At 60.7% G+C, this 22,742-nt stretch carries 16 protein-coding genes; 5 read left to right on the top strand and 11 right to left on the bottom strand.

Annotated elements, in window-relative coordinates; genetic code table 11:
- Positions 1-15 precede the first annotated feature (15 nt).
- The 6 genes from G5S37_RS05440 to G5S37_RS05465 all read right to left on the bottom strand — a co-directional run bounded on the left by G5S37_RS05440 (position 16) and on the right by G5S37_RS05465 (position 8,019).
- Positions 16-504, bottom strand: a complete 489-nt coding sequence (locus G5S37_RS05440; RefSeq protein ID WP_165201593.1) for a hypothetical protein — start codon at positions 502-504, stop codon at positions 16-18.
- A gap of 50 nt (positions 505-554) precedes the next feature.
- Positions 555-2,402 carry a hypothetical protein gene (locus G5S37_RS05445; RefSeq protein WP_165201595.1) on the bottom strand — a complete coding sequence of 616 codons (1,848 nt, stop codon included), beginning with the start codon at positions 2,400-2,402 and terminating at the stop codon, positions 555-557.
- A 146-nt stretch (positions 2,403-2,548) separates the two neighbouring features.
- Positions 2,549-3,646, bottom strand: a complete 1,098-nt coding sequence (locus G5S37_RS05450; RefSeq protein WP_165201597.1) for a serine/threonine-protein kinase — start codon at positions 3,644-3,646, stop codon at positions 2,549-2,551.
- 13 nt (positions 3,647-3,659) lie between these two features.
- The gene (locus G5S37_RS05455; RefSeq protein WP_165201599.1) at positions 3,660-4,598 is read right to left on the bottom strand and encodes a hypothetical protein; all 939 of its coding nucleotides are present in this window, start codon (positions 4,596-4,598) and stop codon (positions 3,660-3,662) included.
- Positions 4,599-4,832: 234 nt separating this feature from the next.
- Positions 4,833-6,428, bottom strand: a complete 1,596-nt coding sequence (locus G5S37_RS05460) for a family 16 glycoside hydrolase (RefSeq protein WP_165201601.1) — start codon at positions 6,426-6,428, stop codon at positions 4,833-4,835.
- A 118-nt stretch (positions 6,429-6,546) separates the two neighbouring features.
- On the bottom strand, positions 6,547-8,019 hold the full coding sequence (locus G5S37_RS05465) for a DNA-3-methyladenine glycosylase 2 (RefSeq protein WP_165201603.1): 1,473 nt from the start codon (positions 8,017-8,019) through the stop codon (positions 6,547-6,549).
- 161 nt (positions 8,020-8,180) lie between these two features.
- Between G5S37_RS05465 and G5S37_RS05470 the strand changes: the two genes are divergently transcribed.
- Entirely contained in the window at positions 8,181-8,660 is a 480-nt protein-coding gene (locus tag G5S37_RS05470; RefSeq protein ID WP_165201605.1) for a methylated-DNA--[protein]-cysteine S-methyltransferase, read from the top strand.
- A 193-nt stretch (positions 8,661-8,853) separates the two neighbouring features.
- On the opposite strand, the gene G5S37_RS05475 is transcribed toward G5S37_RS05470, so the two are convergent.
- The 3 genes from G5S37_RS05475 to G5S37_RS05485 all read right to left on the bottom strand — a co-directional run bounded on the left by G5S37_RS05475 (position 8,854) and on the right by G5S37_RS05485 (position 11,231).
- On the bottom strand, positions 8,854-9,894 hold the full coding sequence (locus G5S37_RS05475; protein ID WP_165201607.1) for an aldo/keto reductase: 1,041 nt from the start codon (positions 9,892-9,894) through the stop codon (positions 8,854-8,856).
- 165 nt (positions 9,895-10,059) lie between these two features.
- Positions 10,060-10,914: an IS3 family transposase gene (locus G5S37_RS05480; RefSeq protein WP_165201609.1), complete on the bottom strand. Its 855-nt coding sequence runs from the start codon at positions 10,912-10,914 to the stop codon at positions 10,060-10,062.
- Positions 10,911-11,231, bottom strand: coding sequence for a transposase (locus G5S37_RS05485; RefSeq protein ID WP_165201611.1), 321 nt, complete (start codon positions 11,229-11,231; stop codon positions 10,911-10,913). Before G5S37_RS05485 ends, G5S37_RS05480 begins: the two co-directional genes overlap by 4 nt.
- Before the next feature lie 281 nt (positions 11,232-11,512).
- On the opposite strand from G5S37_RS05485, the gene G5S37_RS05490 reads away from it, so the two are divergent.
- Positions 11,513-12,640, top strand: a complete 1,128-nt coding sequence (locus G5S37_RS05490; RefSeq protein WP_165201613.1) for a twin-arginine translocation signal domain-containing protein — start codon at positions 11,513-11,515, stop codon at positions 12,638-12,640.
- 87 nt (positions 12,641-12,727) lie between these two features.
- Here G5S37_RS05490 and G5S37_RS05495 read toward each other — a convergent pair whose 3' ends face one another.
- Positions 12,728-18,589, bottom strand: coding sequence for an autotransporter-associated beta strand repeat-containing protein (locus tag G5S37_RS05495; protein WP_165201615.1), 5,862 nt, complete (start codon positions 18,587-18,589; stop codon positions 12,728-12,730).
- A 315-nt stretch (positions 18,590-18,904) separates the two neighbouring features.
- On the opposite strand from G5S37_RS05495, the gene serS reads away from it, so the two are divergent.
- The 3 genes from serS to G5S37_RS05510 all read left to right on the top strand — a co-directional run bounded on the left by serS (position 18,905) and on the right by G5S37_RS05510 (position 22,249).
- Positions 18,905-20,176 carry a serine--tRNA ligase gene (serS, locus tag G5S37_RS05500; protein ID WP_165201617.1) on the top strand — a complete coding sequence of 424 codons (1,272 nt, stop codon included), beginning with the start codon at positions 18,905-18,907 and terminating at the stop codon, positions 20,174-20,176.
- 67 nt (positions 20,177-20,243) lie between these two features.
- Positions 20,244-21,332: a tRNA lysidine(34) synthetase TilS gene (gene tilS, locus G5S37_RS05505; protein ID WP_165201619.1), complete on the top strand. Its 1,089-nt coding sequence runs from the start codon at positions 20,244-20,246 to the stop codon at positions 21,330-21,332.
- A gap of 86 nt (positions 21,333-21,418) precedes the next feature.
- Complete coding sequence (locus tag G5S37_RS05510; RefSeq protein WP_165201621.1) at positions 21,419-22,249, top strand: hypothetical protein; 831 nt, start codon at positions 21,419-21,421, stop codon at positions 22,247-22,249.
- A gap of 178 nt (positions 22,250-22,427) precedes the next feature.
- On the opposite strand, the gene G5S37_RS05515 is transcribed toward G5S37_RS05510, so the two are convergent.
- Positions 22,428-22,607, bottom strand: a complete 180-nt coding sequence (locus tag G5S37_RS05515; RefSeq protein ID WP_165201623.1) for a hypothetical protein — start codon at positions 22,605-22,607, stop codon at positions 22,428-22,430.
- Between the last annotated feature and the right edge of the window lie 135 nt (positions 22,608-22,742).

The following is a 22,742-nucleotide window of genomic DNA, read 5'->3' on the forward strand; positions in this document are numbered from 1 at the left end:
GTGCGGTGAAATGGATTACTGTTCTTTCTTGGAAGCTGGTACGGCAATGTCGATCTCCCCACGTTGCACCATCGTCTGATGCCACATGATCGTGGGTCTGATGGTGCGGATGACCCGCTCTTTGGTGATGCCTTCCTGCGCCTCTTCGGTCACCACCTGCTCGGGCAGGCCGGCATCAAATTCCTGGTTGCGCCGGTCGATCACCCGAATACCCAGACTTCCAATGGTCTCTTGTATGGTATGGAGAGAATTCGCGACCTTGCGGATGTCCTGGGATGAAAACTCGGTCTTGGCCTCTCCCGAGTCGGAATCCAGAACCACGGTGCCGAGACGCCAGATTTGGTTCGTGATGTGAATCCAGGACTTCATCATTTCTTCCTGGCGCTTGATGAACTCCAGGGAGAATTCCGTCTTGGCAGGTGATGTCTCCTGGGCATTTCCTGCCATCTGCTCTGCCGTGGGAAACGGCACATGGGGAATCTCAAGAGTCTTGGGTAGTTTCATGATGTGGCGATGATGCAAGTTGAGTGGGTGAGAGAGGAGGGGGCGAAGCATCAACCGTAGCGCCCGGGTCCGTCTCCCACGGACCATCCCTTGCGCACCATCTCTTCAACGCCGGGGAAAGTATCAGGGGACTTCATGCCATTGAAGTTTTTCAGGATGAATCTGGCTAGCCACCACACGACGCAGCCCGCGAGAGTTCCGATAATCGCGCCGGCAATCCAGTCATCCGTGGTGGGCCTGCTAATCTTGAAAGCCATGGCTCCGACGATCGCACAAGCGAGCCACAGCAGGCAGCCGGCCGTGTCGGCATTGCCGTATTTCCCCTTGCAGGTATGGCAGCGGGGGATTGGCACGGATCCCTTGCGATATTGCACCCCTCCATACGAGCGAACCACATCGCCATACAGGGCGAGTTGAAAGGTGGCATCCTTCGAGGCCGGTTCACGCCCACAGAAGTGGCAGGTGGCGTCCTTCTTGCTTTCCGCAAGGGCCTTGGCGTCTCCCTGAAGGCGTGTTCTGAGGTCGGAATCAATGGCCAGCTTCAAGGCCAGCTGGATGGCTTCCTCGGCAGCGGTGTGATTTTGATGTTTGTTGTGCGCCTCAATGCTGATGCTGCGAATCGCCATGGCAGCTGAGTCCATCATCTGCTGGTACGCCTCGCTCTTTCCACCGATTTGGGCAACGAGAGCGGGAAATTGTGGCAGGATCCTGGCGCGCACCTGCTCAAGCTTTTGCGCGGACGAGGCTGAGCTGCCCGTCATTTCCTCCAGAGTCTTGAAAAGAGGGGCCAGATGTTTCCAGGCCAGATTGTTCTTCCCAATGGAGATGTTCTTGATGAGACGCTCGCGAACCTGGGTGCCTGTCGCAAAGGCAAGGGCCTTTTCGAGAAGCTCGACAAACGTATGATTGTCACCCGTCTCTGTCTGATAGGAGATCACCACTGTGGCGACGGTTCCGGCCACTTCGTCAAACAAGTCGGAGCGCTGGTGGCTGTCCACCCCGTGAAACAGGTCAAAGAGAGCCATCAGCGGCTTGCAGTGTTCCATCAGTTCCACCACCGCTTGCGTGCCTTTCTTCGGATCCTTGCTGGCCTTCTCCCGAGTGGATTGCACGAGCTGTTCCACTCGCTTTCGGGTGGGCGTGAGCACCAGCTCCGCAGTACTGTCTACGTCATCCTGGCCTTGATGCGTCTCGCGCATGAAGTCGACGTGGTACTGCGCCCAATCCATCCGTTCCTTTTCAGCAAATCTCAACGCCGCCTCGGCATTGATCCGGTCGAATGCCTGTGGCAGCACCTGCCGCATCCGGCGTACGAATCCCGTGGTCAGTGCCTCATCCGCCAGGGACCGCACACGCTCCTTCATCACCTCCCACAGTTCATCCGTGCCGGCTAGGTCCTCCCAGCGCTGGAATGCCTCTTTCCAGTGGCCTTTCACCTTCTCATCACGATCATCCACCTCGTCGGTCGTGATCTGATGGTTCGTCCAGTCCAGGGCGAACATGTGAAACATCACCGCCAGATTGTGGCGTGCTGTCTGTGAACCCTCGTTCTCCCGATCCACCCAGATGTCGATGGCCTTTTGTCCATCGCCCGCCAGCACCGCTTGAATGGCTGGGTCACTCTTGCTCTCACCAAACTTTTCTGGCCAATACCAGAAGAACTCATCCACCAGGCGATGTTCTGGCTCCTTCATCCGGGCAAGTGCCGATCGGACCTGTTCCACGGAGGGCGGCGCCACCGCGGCAAAGGCAGCTTGCGCGATTCCACCCCCACCCATCTCCTCCAGCATTTGCAGTTTCTGCACTTGCCTGGAGACTTCCTTGGGACTGGCATCGACTGGCAGTCCGGTGATGCGGAAAATATTCTTTTGATAGAGCTCAAGGGTGGCCGCTTCCATAAGCGACTCGCAGTCGATAGGCTCTATTTTTGGTCTGGCGGTTTCCACAGGGATGGCTGTTGGAGTTTCTTGCTACTTACTGCGTGGGAATCATTCGAGTGCAGCGGGATTGGGAGTCCCTTTGCATGGTGGTTCGACAGGAGGCGCTACATGGAGATGCCACACCGCCAGAGGCGGACCTGGCGATCGTATTTCCTCCTCAGTTCAGGCCATTTGTTGAAGGCCTCTTCCATGAGGTCGGCTGCCTCAGGAAGCCGGCCTTGCTTTTTCAGTTCGAGGGCCTGTCCCGCCATGGTCTGGGCGAGCTGTTCATTGGGTGAAGCATGACCTGTACCCAACGCGGCCTTTGAGCCCTCCGATGTCGTGGAGGGTGCAGGAGCATGCTCCGTTCCGGGACGCCACTGTTCCAGAGCGTCCAGCATCTCCATGGCGTTCGCATAGCGGTCTCCCGGCTGGATGCTCAAGGAGCGCGCGATCACGATATCCAGTGTGCCGTTCACATCGGCATTGAAATCAGAGGCCGGGCGCACAACCTCATTGAACAGATCACGGCTTCCCCAGCCAAAGTTGCTTGGGAATTTGTAGGGGAGATGATCCGTCAGTAGCAGGTAGAGGGTGGTGCCAATGGCCCACACATCCGCGGAGCAGGAATCCCCCTTGCTTTCGCTGAAGGCCTCCGGTGGCTTGAAACTGATGGTGCCGGCGGCAGTGGCGAGAAGCGTGAGCGGATTGACCCGCTTCGCCAGGCCGAAGTCGCTGATGCGTGCTCTTAGTCCATCGGCCTCGTAGCCCACGAGAATGTTCTGGGGTTTGATGTCGCGATGGACAATCGGCGGCTGCTCCCTGTGGGCTACCGTGAGGCCGCGACAGACCTGTTTGATCAGATTCACCGTCGTTTCGACGGGGACAAAATCGCCGCCATAGGAGTGCCAGAAATTTTCCAGACTGCCGCCCGGCACATTCTCCATCGTAAAATAACCGAAGAGTCCCTTCCTGGCTTGTACCGTGTTGGCATCAAAGACGCGGACGATATTCGGATGGCCAATTCGGGAGAGCATGATGGCCTCGCCAAGCATGACTTCGATATCCGGCAAGGTCATGCCGGGCGACTTGAAGACTTTCATGGCCTGTCGTCCCAAGAAGCGGTGCTTGACGCGGTACACCTCGGCGAACGCACCCTCGCCCAAAAAGCGTTCCACTTCGTAGGTGTCGCGGATGTTCTGACCTTCTTCGAGGATTGCCATGCCCTTTATCCCTCTATCGAATGGGGGTGCCAACCCTGTTCAGTTCCGCATTGAACGCGTCCACATCCTTGTTGTACTGGTCCGAGAGCGCTTGCACGTTTCCGTTGGTGGCATTGAGACGGCTCACTTTCTGATTGTACGCATTCACTGCGCGCTTGCTGGTGCGGTCGAGGAGACGTCGATCACGATCCAGTTCGTTGGATAGGGTTCGGTAGTTGGCTTCCGCCGTCTCCAGGTCCTGCCTTTTTGTTTCCAGGGCGGTCTTCATCACCCGGAGGCGGTAGTAATCGGAGTTGGGCACCCTGTAGGTCTGGCCCGAGGCATCGCGGTAGTACTGGACGTCCAGTGCGGGCGATGAGGACGTGCTGGACGTGTTGCGTCCCGACGAAGTACCCGAATTTGAGGTCGACGGCAGGCGCCTTGATTCGGAGGGCGGATAGGTGGCAGGCCGTGAATCACGAGAAGTGTCCTGATACTTGCTGGCGATGGAATGAGAGCCAGTAGAGGAGTCACCAATCGACCTATCTCTCTCGTTATATGATGTTGATGTCCGGGTCTGTGAGGCTGGCTTGGATGAGGTAGATGAAGACGAGCGTGACGAGGTGGAGTTTGAGGCGCTCGCGGGCTTGCTAAAGTAGGTCGGAAGATAGCCGAGAATTCCCAGAGACGTAATCCCCAGGAGCGCCACGGCCACAATGCCCGGGAGACCGGAAGGGTTTGGTGACCGGGTTTCCGGTTGGGCCGGAGTTTGTGGGACCGACGGTGGCTTTAGGGATTGTTGCTCGTTGAGAGGGCGCGCGTGTGCCTGGCCGGTCGCTTGGACGGGCACATTCACCGGATACACGCCACCGGCGACCATGGCTTCGATGAAATGCAGATCAAACGGCCCCAGAACCTTGCCGCCGTGATGCACCAGGTATTCCGTAGGATCTGCGAGAGACGAAAGATTCACACAGGGAAAACGCTGAGTTCTCAGCGCTGAATCCTATACTAATCCTCCGAAAAAACGTCAACCCGTGAAGGAGGTTTTTTTAGCGTTCGCAATGGTAACCCGCACTCCACGCGAGGTCGCCGCGTGGCCTTCCATGCCATCCCTGCACCCAGATCTCTCCGAGGATGCTCTGGATGGCATGTTGCACGATAAACTGAGGGCGACGCCGGCCTGCGTAGCCCAGCGCAGCTCAAATTATTTCGCAACCTTCAGCCTCTCCAGCAGGTACGCCTGCGTCGAGTCATGCTTCGCATCCGTCGCACCGGGGTAGAAAAGTTCACACATCACGCCATTCGCCTTGCAGTGCTCCTGCAGCTTCACGCCGAAGTTCGAGGTGTGCGTGGGATCCTTCCGGTCCTGCCCCAGCGCGGGCGCTTCCGAGTAGGACATGTAAACGGGCGGGTCATCGGAGGTGACCAGCGCGTAGGGCGAGTACTCCGCGATCCATTCCTTGATGCTGTCCCGCTTGGCGAGGAACTCGGCGAAGGAGGAAGTCTTCTTCGTGGCATCACCCGTGATGCCGAAGGCGTGTGCGCCGTAGGTGCTGTTCGGAGTCCAGTCCTTCATCTGCTGCGGATCCAGCGTGGTCTGCGCGCCATTGACCGCGGCGCACCAGAGGCGGGTGGATTCGCGTGCGATGGGGTCACTGCTCTTCGGGTCAGCCATGTCGGGGTGGAATGCGAGCCACAGCGACGTGCAGGCGCCTGCGGAGCCGCCGCTCGCGCCGATGCGTTCCTTGTCGATGTTCCACTCCTTGGCTTTGCTGCGCACCGTCTGCAAGGCGAGCGCTGCATCATGCAGCGGCCCCTTCACGGGAGGCACCACACCGTCTTTCGTCGCTTCGGAGATGAAGCGATACTCCACGGACACTACCGAGATGCCGTTCTTCAGCATCTCAGGCAACATCTTGGTCACTCCACTCAGGCGTCCGCCCTGGGTCCATCCACCGCCATGCACGAAGAAGAGTAGCGGTGTGGGCTTGTCTGACTCCGCCTTCCAGAAATGCATCACCTGCTTCGGGTGCGGACCATAGGCCACGTCGTATTCCGTCGGATTCGGGATCGGGGGATTTTCCGCGAGGAATTTCTTCGCTTCGTCCTCCTTGATGTCGCGGATGAAGATGTTCCTCCAGCGAATCTCACCGCCGTGTGTCTGCAGCATGATGGGGCCCTTCGCGGGGAAAGGCTGCGTCTTGTCCCAGTAGTTCTCCATCGCCGCACCGTCCACCTCCAGGCGCGTGTTGAGCGTCACCCACGTGCGCGCGCCGATTTGTTTGATGCGAAAGGTGTTCCACTGGCCAAAAGGTTTGTCCGTCAGCGCAATCGGATCGCGGCCGAGCGTCTTCGGCGTGTTGTTGAAAAGACCACCCGAGCCGAGGTGCGGACGGCGATCCGGCTTCTTGGGATCGAAAACCTGGTTCCAGTCCCAGATCTGCACCTGCGGTACCCCGCGCAGGTAGATGCCGCTGTCCGCGCCGGCCACCGTCTTGTACTCGATCAGGAGCTCGAAGTCGCCGAACTCCTCATCCGTGGTGGCGTACGGGCCCGTGCCGCTGTTCACCAGTTCGCCATTCTCCACACGCCAGTGCTGGGGGAACTCTTCGCGCATCTTCTTGAGTGCTTCGTCCTTCTTCTCACCCGTGAGCTTCACCACCGAGTGCGGATTCAGCCCATGCCAGCCGGCGAGATCCTGACCATTGAACAGCGGACGGAAACCTTTCGGCGGTTCCGGGGGCGCGGCCTGGAGCGCAGTCGCGAGGACGGTGAAGAGGAGGGCAAATCTTATGAGCATGGTGGTGACAAGGGGGAAAGAGATGGACCGAGGAACGGCGAGTCATTCCATACGGGGCCCTCTACACCCGACTTAGTGCAATTTCATTGCAGGCAGTGATAAGAAAGTGACTGACGGTCTATTTCTTCAGTGGAGGAGGCGGATTCCGCCACACGTGCATCACCGCATAACTCCGCCATGGCCGCCAGGCCTGCGACAATTCCTCCGCCTGCTTCGCACTCACGCCACCGAGGTTGTTGCGTACGGCGATGTCCTCCTTCGGAAAGGCGTCCGGCCAGCGCAGGGCTCGCATGGCAATGTAGTGCGCTGTCCAGGGGCCGATGCCGGGCAGCGCCACAAGCTGCGCGATGGCCGTGTCCGGATTGGCTCCCGCCTCGAGCTTCAGCGAACCGGAGTGGAAGGCCTCGGCGATGGCAATGATGGTCCTGGAACGCGCGCTCACGATGCCGAGCTTCGCCACATCATCGACGCTGGCTCGCGCGACGCGGCTCGCGAGAGGGGTGAGGCGTGTGAGTTCTGGGAAGGGCGTTTCGAATTTCTCTCCGAAGGCATCTGCGAAGCGGCACGAGATGGTCGTCGCGGCCTTCACGGTGATCTGCTGTCCGAGAATGGCGCGGATCACCATTTCAAACCCATCGAACGCACCCGGCACACGCAGCCCGGGATTCTTCTTCACGGCGGCCTTCAGTGTCTTGTCCCGCATCAGGTGCGCCGCGATGAGGTCCGGTCTCGCGGTGAGATCAAACAGATTGCGCAGTCTGCCCAGCAGTGTCGGCAGGACAGGCGCGAGCGAGTGCGTGAACTCCACCATGAGCGCGTGCTTCTCCGGCGCGTGCGTCACCTTGAGCCAGCCCGTGTGTTTCCCCAACTGCACGGTGCGCGCATAGCTCTCACTGGTGACAAGTTCCACATCCTTGATCATGCGCCCTTTCAGGAACTCCAGGATGCCGTCCCAGTCGTAGGGCGGGCGATAGCTCAACTGCAAAGTCGAAGTGCCCGCCGCATCGATGGCGATCTGATGCTCCTCTTGCGCCGCTTCCTTGCGCAACCGCGTGGGTGGCATGCGATACTGAGAACTGAAGGCATCGTTGAACCGCCGCAAGCTGGCAAAGCCGCTGGCAAAGGCAATCTCCGTCACCGGCAGCTTCGTTTCCGTGAGCAGTTGTTTCGCCAGCAGGAGCCGACGCGTCTGCAAGAGCTCAATGGGGGAGACACCCAACTCCTTTTGCACGATGCGGCGCAACTGCCGCGAGCTGATTTCAAACTGTGCCGCGATCTCCTCCAGCCCGGCGCCATCCTCCAGCATGCCTTCATCAATGCGATGCGAAATCTGGTGCGCGATGCGATGGGCATTGTCCACCGGCGCATGCCCCGGCGCCAGTTCTGGACGGCAGCGCAGGCACGGACGGAACGCTGCCTTCTCCGCAGCCTCCGCGCTTTCGAAGAAGCGGCAGTTCTTGAGCTGCGGCGTCTTCACCGGGCAAACGGGCCGGCAGTAGATGCCCGTCGAGGTGACGCCCACGTAGAAGACGCCATCGAATCGCGGGTCATGGGACTTCAGGGCGCTGTACGCGGCTTTGGGATCGATCATGGTGTTCGGGTGGGTTTGTGATACCAATGCTAAGCGCCCGGCAGCGCCTCCGCTGGCCGTTTTCGGACATCACCACAATATCATGCTCATGTCCGAATACGGCCAGCGTGTTTCATGAGATGGGTCATCTTGCTCTCAACAGAAACAACCCCAGAAGACCCATGACCTATTCCTACAAAACCATGAAGACCCCGGTGGGTGAGCTGAAACTCGTGGCCAGCGACCGCGGCCTCGCCGCCGTCCTTTGGGAGGATGATGATCCCAAGCGCGTGCGCCTCGCCCCACTCGTGGAGGATAAGAATCATCCCGTGCTCCTCGATGCCGAGCGCCAACTCACCGACTACTTCGCGGGTAAGCTGCAGAAGTTCGCCCTGAAGTTCGACCCCGTCGGAACGGACTTTCAGAAGGAAGTCTGGAGCGCCCTCTCCACGATTCCCTTCGGCCAGACCCGCAGTTACGCGCAGATCGCGACACAAGTCGGCCGCCCCAAAGCCGTCCGCGCCGTCGGCGCTGCCAACGGCAAGAATCCCATCTCCATCATCGTCCCCTGCCACCGTGTCATCGGCTCAAATGGCAAGCTGACGGGATTTGCGGGTGGATTGGAGGTGAAGGAGCAGTTGCTAAAATTGGAGTCCGCTTAGACTTGCCAAGGGATCTTCGGCAAAAACCGATGGAGGCATGTTGTCTAATGCGTGACGGTCCTGGGAGCGCTGGCCTCCGGCCGGCGTACTCGGAGCTTGTGCGTTGCGAGTGAGTGCAGCGCGAATACGCCGACGGGACGGCAGCGCTCCCAGGGCTACGTCCGGCACTTGGCTCGCTGCGCTTGGGACAGGCCTACAACCTCCTCAACCCATCCTCCGTCATCGGCGTCGGGATCTGCTCATCAATGTCGTCAATCCTCCGCAGCGTCTCCGCATCCAACACCAAATCCGCAGCCTTCAAGCTCTCGTTCAATTGTTCCACCGTCGTCGCTCCGATGATCGTGGAGGCCACGAAGTCATGCTGCTTGCTCCACGCCACGGCCAGCGTGGTGACGCTGATGCCGAGATCCTGTGCGATGACCTGCAGTCGCTTCGTCGTTTCCAGCGAGCGCTCGTTCACAAAGCGGGCCGCCATGCGTTTCTGACGCGGGCCACCACTGACAAAGTATTCACTGAAGCGCGCGCCAGTTGGAAGGGCGCCATCGTTGTACTTCCCGGTGAGTACGCCACCACCGAGCGGTGAGTAGGGGAGGAGACTCACGCCTTCCTTCCGGCAGACTTGGGCGAGCTCGCTCTCACAACGCCGATTGATCAGGGAAAAGTTATTCTGCACGGTGTCATACCGCTGCAGCGTGTGTTTCTCCGCTTCCCAGAGATTCTTCATCAGTCCCCAGCTTGTTTCATTGCTGCAGCCGATGGCTCGCACCTTGCCCTGGTCCACCAGCTCGGTCAGCGCGCTGAGCGTTTCGTCCTGCCGCATGCCGTGGTCGGGCCAGTGGGTCTGGTAGAGGTCGATGTAGTCCGTCTTGAGCCGCTTTAGGCTGTCCTCACAGGCCTGGTGAATCTGCCGGCGATCCAGCGCCGTGAAGCCGCCGCGGATGGGTGGGCGGAACCAACCGTGGCCGGGTCCCGTGACCTTGGTCGCCAGGATGATCTCACCACGCTTCTGACCCTTCAGCCACTTGCCCACAATCTCCTCGGTCACGCCAAACTTCTCTGCACTGGGTGGCACCGGGTACATCTCCGCCGTATCAAAGAAGTCGATGCCCGCCTCCAAGGCCCGATCCATGATGGCAAAGGAAGTCTTTTCATCCGCCTGAAGGCCAAAGGTCATCGTGCCCATGCAGATGTCCGTCACTACGATGCCACTGCGCCCAAGTCGTTTCCGGTTCATGCAAGCACCCTAGGAAGGGCGGCGCTGTCATGCAAGTCGCAAGCAGCATGAGCCGGTGGCAGGTGGAGCGTCCTCGATTTCAACACAGAGCCACGGAGACACGAAGGCACGGAGTTTTTCAAAAAGCTCTGTGAGGTGCAACGCATTTTTGGACCAGCGAGTGTCTTAGTTTAGGTTTCTGGATTGGGTCTCAAACTGATTGGGGGTGAGGTAACCGATGGCGGAGTGCTTGCGCTGGTTGTTGTAGTAGCCCTCGATGTACTCAAAGAGTTCCAGTCGTGCATCGGTGAGATCTTCAAAGCGGCCTCCTTGAAGCATCTCGCGCTTGAGGGTACCCATGAAGGACTCTGTCCACGCATTGTCATAGGGGTTGGCTCGCCCCGACATGCTCTGGCGCAGGCCGGCACGCGTGAGCACGGAACGGAAGGCCGTGCTGCCATACTGGCTGCCCCGGTCGCTGTGGAAGACAATGCCGCTGGCTTTGGGATGGGTTTGCAGGGCTTGTTCCAAGGCATGGACGACGAGTTCTGCACGCATATGTGATGCGAGACTCCAGCCCACAATGCGACGCGAGCCCAAATCCATGACCACGGCCAGATAGAGCCAGTTTGCCGTAGTGGGAATGAAGGTGATGTCTGCGACCCAGGCCTCGCCGGGCTTCTGCGGCACGGGCTGCTGGGCCAGCAGATTGGAAGAGGGACGGTCTGCCCGGCCATCGCTGGTTTTGGGCAGGTAGTTCTTGGGTTGGATGGCCTTGAGGCCCCGTGTTTTGAGGATGCGGCGCAGCCTCGAAGGCGCACACACGATGCCATGGTCACACAGCTCCTCATGGATCCTGCGGTAGCCATAGCGGCACCGGTTGCGTTTGAAGATCTCCTCGATGAGTTCCCCCAGGCGAGCGTCTTGCTCATGGCGTGAGATAGGCTTTGCCGCATGGTAAAAGCTGCTGCGGGGCAGTTCCAGGACGTCGCAGATCTTGCGCACACTCCCACCGGTCTGGCGCTGGAGTTGCAGGATCATTTCGCGAGTTTGGACGGCGGTGGCGTGCCCAGGATGACAGCGGCCTTTTTTAAAATGTCGTTCTCCAGGCGCAGGTTGGCGATTTCACGCCGCAGCCGGTGCAGCTCGTTGGCTTCGCCCTCCTCGCCTCCGGCTCGTTGGTCTGCGCCCACGAGCTGCACCGGCTGCCTTTGGGACCGGGTCCAACGGTAAAGGATGCCAGTGCCAATGCCGAGTTCTTCAGCCACCTCGGACACACTCTTGCCCATGCGGACCAACTCCACGGCATGGGTTTTAAAATCACTGCTGTAACGCTTTTTTCGGGTCACGGTACTCATACGGCTTGTCTCTTATCCCGTGGTCCAAGAAATTAGCGCACCTCACTGTGCCTCCGTGTCTCTGCGTTTCCGTGTTGAATCCCAGGACGTCGTTCCTTCGATTTGACCAGATCCGCCCATATCGTCCATCTGGCCCGGCAACATCCCTCAGGCCGCGCCTGAACTTCCCCCTGGTCGGCGAAACACTGGCCCGGTTAGGCTCGTTCCGTCCGCAACCCGCACGCAATCCGGGATCAATCGTTCAGCCAGTCAGTCAGTGCTTCGCTTTGCCCTTCCTCACTATGAACTCATTCACGCATCTTTTCCCCAAGCGCCTTACGCGTCGTGATTTTCTCACCATGTCCGGCGCGGCTGCTGCCACGTTGCTTCCGGGGGCGTCCGCACTCGCTGCGGCCTCGACTTCCGGAACGATCATCGGAAATGGCAAGTGGACCTACACCCTGGATGAATCTTGGGGTGCCTTGCCCGAGGGGATGAAGTTCGGCCTCGGCTGCGGCATCGCCGTGGACTCGAAGGACCGCGTGTTCGTCACCTCACGCAGCGCGAATCCCTGCGTGGCCATCTACGGTGCGGACGGGAAGCTGGAGGAGACCTGGAGCAAGGACTTCGGCGACAGCGTGGGCTATTCCCCGGAGCAGGTCAGCGCCACCGCGCACTGCATCTACCTCAGCAAGGAAGGTGACCAGGAGTTCCTCTACTTCACGGAGAACGTGGGCAAGGACGCCTCCGGCCAGCCCACCCTCGGCAAGCGCGTCTACAAGACCGACCTCAAGGGCAAGGTGCTCTACACCATTGGCAATGTGGACAAGGAGGACTCCACCCACCAGAAGTTCACCTGGACGAACCCCACGGACGTGGCCGTGGCGCCCAATGGTGACATCTACATTGTGGACGGCTATGGCAGCCAGATCGTGAGTCGCTTCGACAAGAACTTCAAGCACCTCAAGACCATCGGCGGCCGTGCTCCCAAGGAGGCCGCAAAAGGACCCAAGGCGCCGAACGGCACCTTCAACACCTGCCACGGCGTGTGGATCAACACCCTGAAAGGCGAGCCTGAAGTCTACATCGCCGACCGTGCGAACAGCCGTTACGAAGTCTTCGACCTCGACCTGAATTACAAGCGCACCATCAGCGGCGACTTTGTGCGGAATCCCTGCTGCTTCTACCAGGCGCACGGCCATCTTTATGTGCCCGACCTCGGCGCGCTCGTCGCCATTCTCGACAAGGACGACAACTGCGTGGCCAAGCTCGGCGATGGCAAGGGCGTGGACAAGGCCCTGTTTGAGAAAGGCGAGAAGGACAAGTTCGCCACCCCGCATGCCCTCACCGTGGACTCCAAGGGGAACCTCTACGTCCTCGAGTGGCTGCCCTACGGCCGCGTGCGGAAGTTCACCCACACGCCGGCGTAAGAGAAGGCACAGAGGCAACAGGCACAAAGGAAAGGCACAGAGTGGGTACCACTGCTGTGCCTTTTGTATTACGGGAGGACGTGGCGCTCAGGCCATCACCGCCGTTTTCCGCCTGCGGCGCATCACCAGACCCATCACGCCTGCCAGCAGCAACAGCATGCGGCTGGGCTCGGGGACAATGGAAACGGTGCCGTCGTTGGCGAAGTTGGACACATCCCAGAAGAGTCCGTAGGGCGTGAGATTTGGCAGGTCCAGGTCTCCTTCGTTTCCTGCGGCATCGGCCCCCGTGCGAAAGTTGGTGCCCACGTTGAAGCTCGTCAGGTCGAGTGAGGTCGTCCAGTCGATGAGATGCCAGGTTTCGCCAAAGCTCGGGGTGTAAATGGGAAGGGCCAGGAAGTTGTCGCTGCCATCCGCGGTGTTGATGGTGCCATCCAGCACAAAGGTGGCTCCGGCGGTGAGTCCTGTGATCTGGTCATAGTTCACACCGGGCGTGGTGCCACCCCCCATGTGCAAGGTCAGCACGGCGGACGAGCCCACGATCACATTGCCCTCGAATTTCAGGATGCCGAACGTAGAGACATTTTCCATCCCGGTGATCTCAGAAAGGTCCCCGGGGGAAAGGTTCCCATTGATGTTGTGCGTGACCAGCGCGCCCTTCACCGTACCCGTGCCGCCGAGGGTGGCGCCGGAGTTCACGGTCGTGGCGCCCGTGCCCGTGGATCCTGTCCCCATATAGCCCACCTGCAGCGTGCCGGCGGATACAGTGGTGGTACCGGTGTAGGTGTTGTCACCTCTCAGCGCCAGGGTGCCGGTTCCCTGCTTCGTGATGGCCGCCGCATTGGAGATCACACCATTGATGAAGAGTTCATAGCCCTGAAGGGTCGTGTTCTCTACGTTGATGATGCGGTTCACGGTGCCGAGGTCGACATCGCCATCCAAGGTGGTCGCACCGCTACCCGTGTTCACGTAGTGAATATTACCTCCGGTTGCGCCGGTGAGCTCCACGTCGAACGAGGCGGTGAGGTTGCTGCCCAGGATGAGCGCGTCACCCGCCACGGCGCCGGGCACCGTGCCGAGGGTGCTGCTGGTGGCCGCCAGGGTGACCGTCCCTACGTCCACCATGCTGCCGGAGCGGAAGGCGAGCTGGCTCACGGCGATGTTGCCCTTGGTGGTGTCTCCGTTGGTTTCATCCTGCATGTCCAGCGTACCACCGTTCACGTGGATGAAGGAGTTGGCGCGTGTCTCGAAGCCGGCGTCCACGGTACGCGTGATATTACCTCCCACGGTGACCACGCCACCGGTGATGTTCAAGGTGCCAGCGCTGGTGGGCTGGTTTGGAGTAGCGGTGTTGTTCACATACGTCGCCATCGCAATGTCGTTGTTTACAACGAGAGAGCCGCCACCAAAGTTCAGCGTGCCTGCGGTGGCACTTGTCGCTGAGGTATTATTTCCGGTTACGTTGCCCAGGACCATATTGTTGGCCGTGATGTCGTTGCCGGTTCCTGTCACGGTGAAGATGCCCGTAGTGCCTCCTGCTGCGCCCCCGGTCTTCTGCCCGATCACGAGGTTGTTCAAACTGGCGTTGAGAGTGCCTCCCGTCATGTCAAAGGTGCTGGTCAAAGAGGCGGTACCGGTGTTTCCATAGACACCCACATTCATATCCAGGGTGTTCTCGGCAAAGCCCTTGAGATTCACAGTGCCACCGGCCCTCACGGTGGCGGTGGCCCGGCTCTTGTTTCCGCCCACGGTGAAGGTGCGGGTGGTGATGGTGTTGATGCCCTGGCCAAACTCAAGAATGTTGTTCACGTTGTTCCCGGCGTTGGCGGTGTCACCCACAATAAAACTGGTGCCTGCCACGATGTCGTTGTTCACGGCGAGGCGCAGGGTGCCGCGTCCGGAGAAGTTTGTGCTGGCGCGACCAATCCGGACCAAATCCACTCTCGCGGTGAAATTGTTCAGGGCCGTGAGATCCAGCGTGCCATCCGTGTTCAGCACGTCACTGCTGCTCACGCCGATATCCAAAGTATCATTGATGCCCTTGCCCACGGTGAGGCTGCCGCCGGCGGAGTTGTAGGTCATGGTGGCCGTGCCATCCATGCCCACCTGGAGGCTGCGTCCGATGTTGGTGGTGGCGCCGGTCACGGTCACCGAGCCAGCATCCACGCGGAGGCTGCCGGTGAGGTTCACCGAACTCAGCGTGGCAGTGAGCTTGCCAGCGTCTGTAGAGCCGGTGGCGACATTGCTCTTGAAGTGAAGCGAGCCCTCCCCCCCTCCCGTGCTGCTGATGGCTCCATTGTACGTGAGCGTCCGGCCATTGCCCGCCGTGCCGGAGGACATGGAGATGATGTTCGCCCCAGGCCCCACGGCAATGCCGCGGTTGGCATTCAGCGTCATGTTTGCGATAACTTCCAGTGTGGAGCCGCCGCTGAGGACGAGTGAATCCGCCACCGCTGCGCCCGGAGCCGTGCCGAGGTTCGCGTCACTGCTGATGCGCAGCGTGCCCCCATTGATGTAGGTCCTGCCGGTGTAGGTGTTGGTCACACCGGAGAGATCCAGCAAGCCTACCCCCGTCTTGACGAGGGTGACAACACCGGTGCCGTTGTCGGCGATGACCGCATTCACATCCACCGGATTGGCCACAGGTCCTACCGTGTGGAAGATGAGCTCTCCGGCGGTATTGGCTCCGTTCCCCGCAGTCAGGGTGCCGTTGTTGATCGTGGCATTGAAAGCGCCGGAGACAATGATGCCGCCGCTCTCCACACGGAGGGTGTTGCCACCCAGATCTAGTGTGGTGGCGCTGGCCTGCTGGATGTTCAGTGAATTGATTTCCGTGTTGCTCGCGAGTGCGGCTCCCGGTGTGGCGCTCACCTTCACATTCTGCGTCGGGTTCGAGCCCGACGTCAGCACGCTGTAGTCTCCTGCCACCAGCGCCGTCGCCGAGATGGTGCCAGAGGCCACGTATTTCACAAACTCCCTGCCGAGAGCCGAGTCGATGGTTGCCCATCCACCGAGAATGCCGTCGTCATTGGGCACGGTGCCATTGATCACCAGACGGCTCTGAGTCGTGGTGCCGAGGTCAAAGATGGCGGTGCCGTTGGTTTGGCTGGAGATGTTGAGTGTGGCGCCCGAGCCCGCCGCTCGTGACAGTGAGGTGAGCGTGAGCACGGAGGTCTGGCCAGAAGCCGCCTTGTCCACGGTGATGGCATTGGCCCCGGAAGCGAGCGTTACGGCGCCTACGGTCTCGGCGTAGTTTGCGGCGGTGGCGTTGTTGTCGAAGTCCAGAGTCCCGCTGTTGAAGGTGATGCCCGTGGCGTCCCGGAGACGGTTTGTGTTGTTGGCCGAGCTCGTACTGGTGAGGCGGATGGTGCCGCCATTGATGGAATACCCTGTAAAGTCATTGAGCGTCCCGTTGGAACCGGTGAGCAGAAGGATTCCCTGTCTCACCTCGGCGGTACCTGTGGCAGATGCGTCCGCATCAATGGTGAGGGTGTTGGTCTGTCCCACTCCAGAGGACACGATGAGATTCAGGGCACCCGTGCCGCCATTGGCCAGGACGGTCTGCAGGCTTCGGTTCCCTGTCAGATAGGTGGTGAGAGTCGCCGCCCCGGCTGCCCCGTTTGAATAGGTGCCCGAGCCGCTGGTGCCCTGCAAATCGCGGATGGTTACGTTGTTCCCGTTCAGTTGCAGCGCGGCTCCAGTGCGGAGGATCACGGTCATGGGGTATTTGTCATTCAGCGCGGCAGCACTGGTCAGCACCACTGTCCCCTGATTCACGGTGAAGGTTCCGATCGCCGTGTTTACGCCGCCCACATTGATGATGCTGGTGGTGACATCGCTGGAGCGGGAAAGGGTGAGGCCCGCGGTGCCGGCGAGGGTTGCGTTCAGCTCCGCAGTCACAGCGCTCGTGTTCTGCGAAAGGGTGATGATGCCCTCCGTGCTGCCAAAATCGAGTGCGCCCGCGCCGGAAATGGTGCCGCCAGAGACTCCGTTGCCCACCAGCAGCACGGCGCCGCTGGCCACACGTACATAGTTGCCAGCGCCAATGGACACTGTCCCGCCCCCAGTGATGCGCAGGCTGTTGATGCTCTCATCCGCGGTGACAGTTTCTCCGGTGGTGGAGACATTCCGCAAGGGTTGGTTTGTTCCAGCAATCGTGGAGTCATACTCACCCGCCGTCAGCAGGCGCACGCCGGTCACGGAATCATAAGTGACAAATCCCGAGCCTGAACCGGTCGTGCTGCTGTCCCCGAGCATGTAGCGGATGATGCTCTTGGAAGTCGTGCCATCCCCGCCACCGGCGCCGGTGAGAAGGTTGTTCGGATTGGTGCTGACAACCAGGCGCGTGGAGCCGACTGCTGTCCCGCCAAGGTCTGCGCCACGCACGACCAGCACGCCCGCATTGGTACGGACGAAGTTGGTGGCCGTAAGCTGGGTACTGTTGCCCGTACCTGCCACCAGCGTCAGGGTGTTCCTGCCAGCGCTCGCCGTGAGTGTGCCGATGACTTCCTCGTTCCCGCCGGAGGTCGCTGCCGGTCCGTTCATCGTGAGGCCGCCGCTCGTGGTGCCATTCAGGGTGACGTTTGCAGAGTCGGAGATGCGGTTGAGCGTGCCCGCCACCACATCGCCCACGGCTCCCCACACCATGGACTCGCCGCCACCGTTGTTGTCACCGATATTGATGACGGTAGACGCGATCGCACCGTTGGGGCCGTTGATGACGATGCCGCCGGTACCCACCGTCGTGGTGCCGGTGTAAGTGTTCGTCCCAGTCAGGGTCAGGACGCCTGTCCCGTTCTTCGTGATGTTGATCGTGCCCGCGCCATTCTCGATCACACCGGAGAAGGAGGTGGTTTCGTTGCCATTATTCACCGTGAGCGTGGCCGCGCCGGCGACCCCGCGGGTTACGAGGCCGGCACCTGTGCCGGAAAGGCCGCCCATGGTGTCGCTGCCGGAGCGGAAATCGAAGGTGCCGCCCGCATTGATGGTCATGTCGCTCGTGGTATCGCCGAGGCTGGCGGTGAGTGTGCGCAGGGTCCCGCCGCTGTTGATGGTCATTCCGAACTCGGTGGTGCCGCTGTGATTCAACACGACCAGACCTGAATCGATGGTCAAAAGCCCGGTGATGCTGGGGTCAGCGGTGATGGTCAGGGTACCAGTGCCCACTTTGTTCCAGGTGCCCGCTCCCGAAAACGTTCCGGTGATATTGATATCACCTCCGCCTCCAATCGTGGTCGCGAACGCTGTAGAGACCGCACTCAGGGTGAGAGTGCCCGAGTCGGATATGATGCTGGCGGCACTGCCAAGGGTGACGGTGCCCGTGAAGGAGTTCGTGCCGCTGATGTTTCGCAGGCCGCCTGTGTTGCCGATGCCCGTGCCGTTGAGCGCGAGGGCCTCTCCGGTAATGGTGATGTTGTTTTGCAGTTCCAGTGCTGCTCCAGCCGTAACGGAGGTGCCTCCCGCGGAGGTGCCAAGCGCCGCATTGTTTTGAGCATTCACCACACCAGCGGTGATGTTGAGCGCTCCTATGAAGGTGTTTGCTCCCGTGAGGACCAGTGTGCCGTTGCCGGACTTCGTCAGGGAGGTGCCCGCCCCTGCCAGCGTCGAGCCAATCGACGCGGTGAAGGTGGGTGCGACGTTGATGCTGGTGGCGGCCGCCAAGGTCAGGTCGCCACCGGTCAACTGGTAGGAATTCAGGAAGGAGAGGGAGGCCGCCAATTCTCCTGCGCTCAGGGTAATCGCAGCGCCCGTTCCCGGTATCAGCGAGGGAAACTGCACCGCGTCCGTCAGGGTGGGTTCGGAACCGTCCAGCCAGTTGCCGTTGTTGCTCCAAGTCGCGTCCGTGGCCCCGGTATAGACGTCCTGGGCCGGAAGGGCGCTGACACTCAGCAAAGCGCCGAGAATGGCCAGGGTGGCGCGGGTGGTGGTGGGGCGCATGAGGAAGGGGGGCATGGCGAACATCTGGAAGGAGAAAAACAACACGCGATCCCACCAGATTCTTAGCGGGACTTCAAGCTTTCACCCAAGGGTGCCTGTGGATTCGGCAATTTGCCCGCTAAGCAACCCGTCGAAGGGGGGAGAGTCAGCGACTCTCAACACAGAGACACAAAGTCACGGGGGACATGGAGGATATTGGAGCTGCAAAGAGGCGGTCCCCTCCGTGTTTTTGCGTCTCTGTGACCTCTGTGTTGAATTCCACCGGCCGATTTTCCGGGACAGCAACGTCGCCTTGAAAATCTGGCGGGGCTCCCTACACTCCCGCCCCCTATGCTCGACATCCGCCTCATTCGCGACAACGCCACCCTCGTCAAGGAACGCCTCGCCACCCGCGACGCGTCCCTCTCCGCGCTGGTGGATGAGGTGCTCGCGATCGATGAACAGCGCCGCGCGGCGGAGACGGAGCGCCAGAAGCTTCAGAGCGACCGCAACCGCATCAGCAAGGAAATCGGCATCGCCAAGAAGAAGGGCGAGGACACCAGCGCCATCGAGACGGAGGTGCGTGGCATCGGCTCGCGCATCGACCAGATTGGCAAGGACGCGGACGAGCTTGATGTGCGTCAGCGCGACCTGCTGCTCTCGATTCCCAACCTTCCCCATGACGCTTGTCCGGTGGGCACCAGCGCCGAGGACAATCCCGAAGTGCGTGTGTGGGGTGCCAAGCCTGCCTACGACTTCCAGCCGAAAGACCACGTCACCCTCGGGGCGCAGCACGACATGCTCGACTTCGAAGCCGGGGCGAAAATCACCGGCAGCGCCTTCGTCGTGTATCGCGGTCCCGCCGCCCGGCTCGAGCGTGCGCTCATCAGCTTTCTGCTGGACCTTCACACCACCGAGCATGGATATCAGGAAGTATCGGTGCCTTTCCTGGTGAAGTCGGACGCCCTCGTGGGCACCACGCAGCTTCCGAAGTTCGGCGACCAGGTGTACCACTGTGAGGTGGATGACCTCTACCTCATCCCCACGGCCGAAGTGCCCGTGACGAACCTGCATCGCGAAGAAATTCTCACGCTCGCCGGTCTGCCCATTCACTACGCCGCCTACACGCCCTGCTTCCGTCGCGAGGCAGGCAGCGCCGGTCTCGGCACTCGTGGTCTGATACGCATGCACCAGTTTGACAAGGTCGAGCTCGTGAAGATCACCACGCCGGAGACCTCGATGGAGGAGCTGGAAAAGCTCACGGGCAACGCAGAGAAGGTCCTCCAGACCCTCGGCCTGCACTACCGCGTCATTGAGCTCTGCTCGGGTGATATCGGCTTCGGCTCGGCCAAGACCTACGACATCGAAGTCTGGGCGCCGGGGCAGGGGAGTTATCTTGAGGTTTCCAGCTGCAGCAATTTCGGCGACTATCAAGCCCGCCGCATGAACCTGCGGTACAAGGATGAAAACGGCAAAAACCGCTTCTGCCACACGCTCAACGGCTCCGGCACCGCGCTCGCGCGGCTCTTCGTTGCGCTCGTCGAGACCTACCAGCAGGCAGACGGCAGCATCCTCATCCCCGAGCCGCTCCGCCGGTACTTCGGCAGCGAAAAAATCGGGTAAGAAGAAGGGGCAAGGGAAGAAGGCTGGCGCTGCCACATCAAGGAGCGGGGGCATTCCTGCCCCCGTTGTGCCGTCTCCTCCCCGAGACACCGCCCCCACCAAAGCGCGCTCACCCAAAAGAGCGCGGACTTCCAAGTCCGCCGATCCTGACGTTGCTCTCGCCCTTCGTTTCGAAGAGAGAGCCGCGGCTGCTCTCAGCGAACTGCAGCGAGCCCATCCTGAGCTCACCCCTGGTAGCCCCGCCCTCGTCGCCGTCTCAGGCGGCCGTGATTCTGTGGCGTTGTTGCATTGCCTCGCAGCATCATCCGGCTGGCAGCATCTCATCGTCTGCCACTTCGACCACCAGCTTCGCGGCAAGGAGTCGGATGGCGACTCGGCATTCGTGAAGCGACTCGCGAAGAAGCTGGGGCTCGCATGCGAGGTGCGTCGGGAGGACATTGCGGCACGCTCCAAGGATAAGAAGCAAAGTCTCGAGACCGCCGCACGCAGCGCGCGTGATGCCTTCTTCCACGATCTCTCTGAGAAGCACCACACGCCCTTCGTCTTCCTCGCGCATCACGCCGAGGACAACGCGGAGACCATTCTCGGAAATCTCTGCCGGGGCTCCGGCTTGCATGGCATCACCGGCATGCCGCTCTCTGCCACCACGCGAAAAGGGCTCACCAAGCTTCGACCTCTGCTGGAGGTGAGACGCAGCGAACTCGATGCCTATCTCAAAGCGCGCGGGCTCACCTGGCGCGAGGACTCCAGCAACACCTCACGCGCGCATCGCCGCAACCGCCTGCGGCACGACGTGCTGCCGATGCTCTCCGATGCCAATGGTCGCGACGTCGTGGAACTCATCCTGCGCACCGCACGCCTCGCCTCTCGTGACGATGCCTGCCTCCAGCAAGCAGCCACCCAGCTCGTGGAGCAGGAGCGCTTGTGGGCACCCGATGGCAGTCTGCTCATCACTACCGAGTTCAAGAAAGCTCATCCCGCCGTGCAGTCCCGTGTGTTGAAACATTGGCTGAGCGATCTGCGCGGCGTGTCGCTGGTCGGTGCAAACGAGGTTGAGGGAGCTCTGGCCATGCTCCAGCCGGATGGTCCCGCGAAGACCAATCTGCATGGCGGCTTTCATCTGCGCAGGAAGGCAAAGCGGCTCTGGGTGGAGTGAGGATGAAATGAATGGAATGAACGCGCGTTCAGTGTTTCGGCCATTGCAGGAGCACGGAAAAACTGTTAGGCACATGGCCATCCACCATGGAAGCCACCCGCCACTTCCTCACCCGCGTCACCTCACTGGGTCTGCTGTCTTTGTTGCTGATGCTCGCAGGCACATCTTGCTCCTCAAAGCCGGTCTGGAAACCGATGCAGCGTCCTGACCATGCCGAGCGGCTGACGCGGGGCTGCATCTTCTACATGGACGGCGCAGGTGGAGGCACGGACAAGTCGAACTACGCCGCCGGAGTTGTCTCAGGAATGCTGGATGCCGGCTATCCCGGCGCGGGCGAGCTGGTGGCGTGGGAGACTGGCAAGGGGCTCATGGCCGATCAAAAAGCCAGCGTGAAGTACAAGCGGGCCAGGGCGAAGGAAGCGGCCGAGAAAATCCGGGACTATCGGGACGACCATCCTGAGGCGCCGGTTGGTATTTTGGGCTTCTCGGCAGGCACGGCGGAGGCGGTCTTCGCGCTGGAGTCCCTTTCTGAGGATGAAGAGGTGCACCATGTGGTCCTTCTCGGAGCCTCCATCAGCCGCGACTATGACCTGACCAAGGCCCTGAAGCGCGTGAAGCACAAGATGCACGTCATCACCTCACCGCATGACCACATGCTGGGCACGCTCATGCCACTCTCCGGCACCGCCGACCGCAAATACCATGACCGCGGCGCTGGCATCAAGGGATTCATCCTTCCTCGCGACGCCACAGAGGAGACCCGCCAGCTTTACGAGGAGAAGATTGTGACCATTCCCTACACCAAGGATTTCCGGAAGGACGGCGACAAGGGCCACCACTTCGACAACGTGAAAGAGGACTTCATCCGCGACCACGTGGCCCCGCTGCTCATGGGGGAAACGGTGGCGCAACAGTAACCCGCTAGTCCAAAATCTGCGCGGCAGACTTTTGCTCGACGAAGATAAACGCCCACGCGGCCCTGGGAGCGCTGGCTTCCGGCCGGCGTTTTCGAAGCTGTTCCCTGCGAGAGCTTGCAGCACCAAGACGCCGGCCGGAGGCCAGCGCTCCCAGGGCTCTCGTGGACTGGTACGCGCCCTACGACAGCAGCTCCTTGAGCTTCGCCTCCACCGCCGTGAAGGCCTTGTCCACATGCTTTGCCAGGTCCCGCACCGTGGTCTTTGCAATGCTGTCCACGTGCTTGTTGGTCCCTTCAGGCGTGTGGGCGATGAACTTCGCCGCGGCGACCAGGATGGCGACTGTGAGCAGGAACTTCATCGAGAGATGGGGTGGGGGACCGAGGTCGAATTCTTGAGAAATCTAAGCCTTGTCGACTATAATCGCCACAGAATAGGGCAGTTGTCTGGATAATCGCGATTTTGAGAGCCCCCGTATGGTGAAATGGCGAAATGG

The organism is Roseimicrobium sp. ORNL1 (assembly GCF_011044495.1).
Classification (GTDB): domain Bacteria; phylum Verrucomicrobiota; class Verrucomicrobiia; order Verrucomicrobiales; family Verrucomicrobiaceae; genus Roseimicrobium.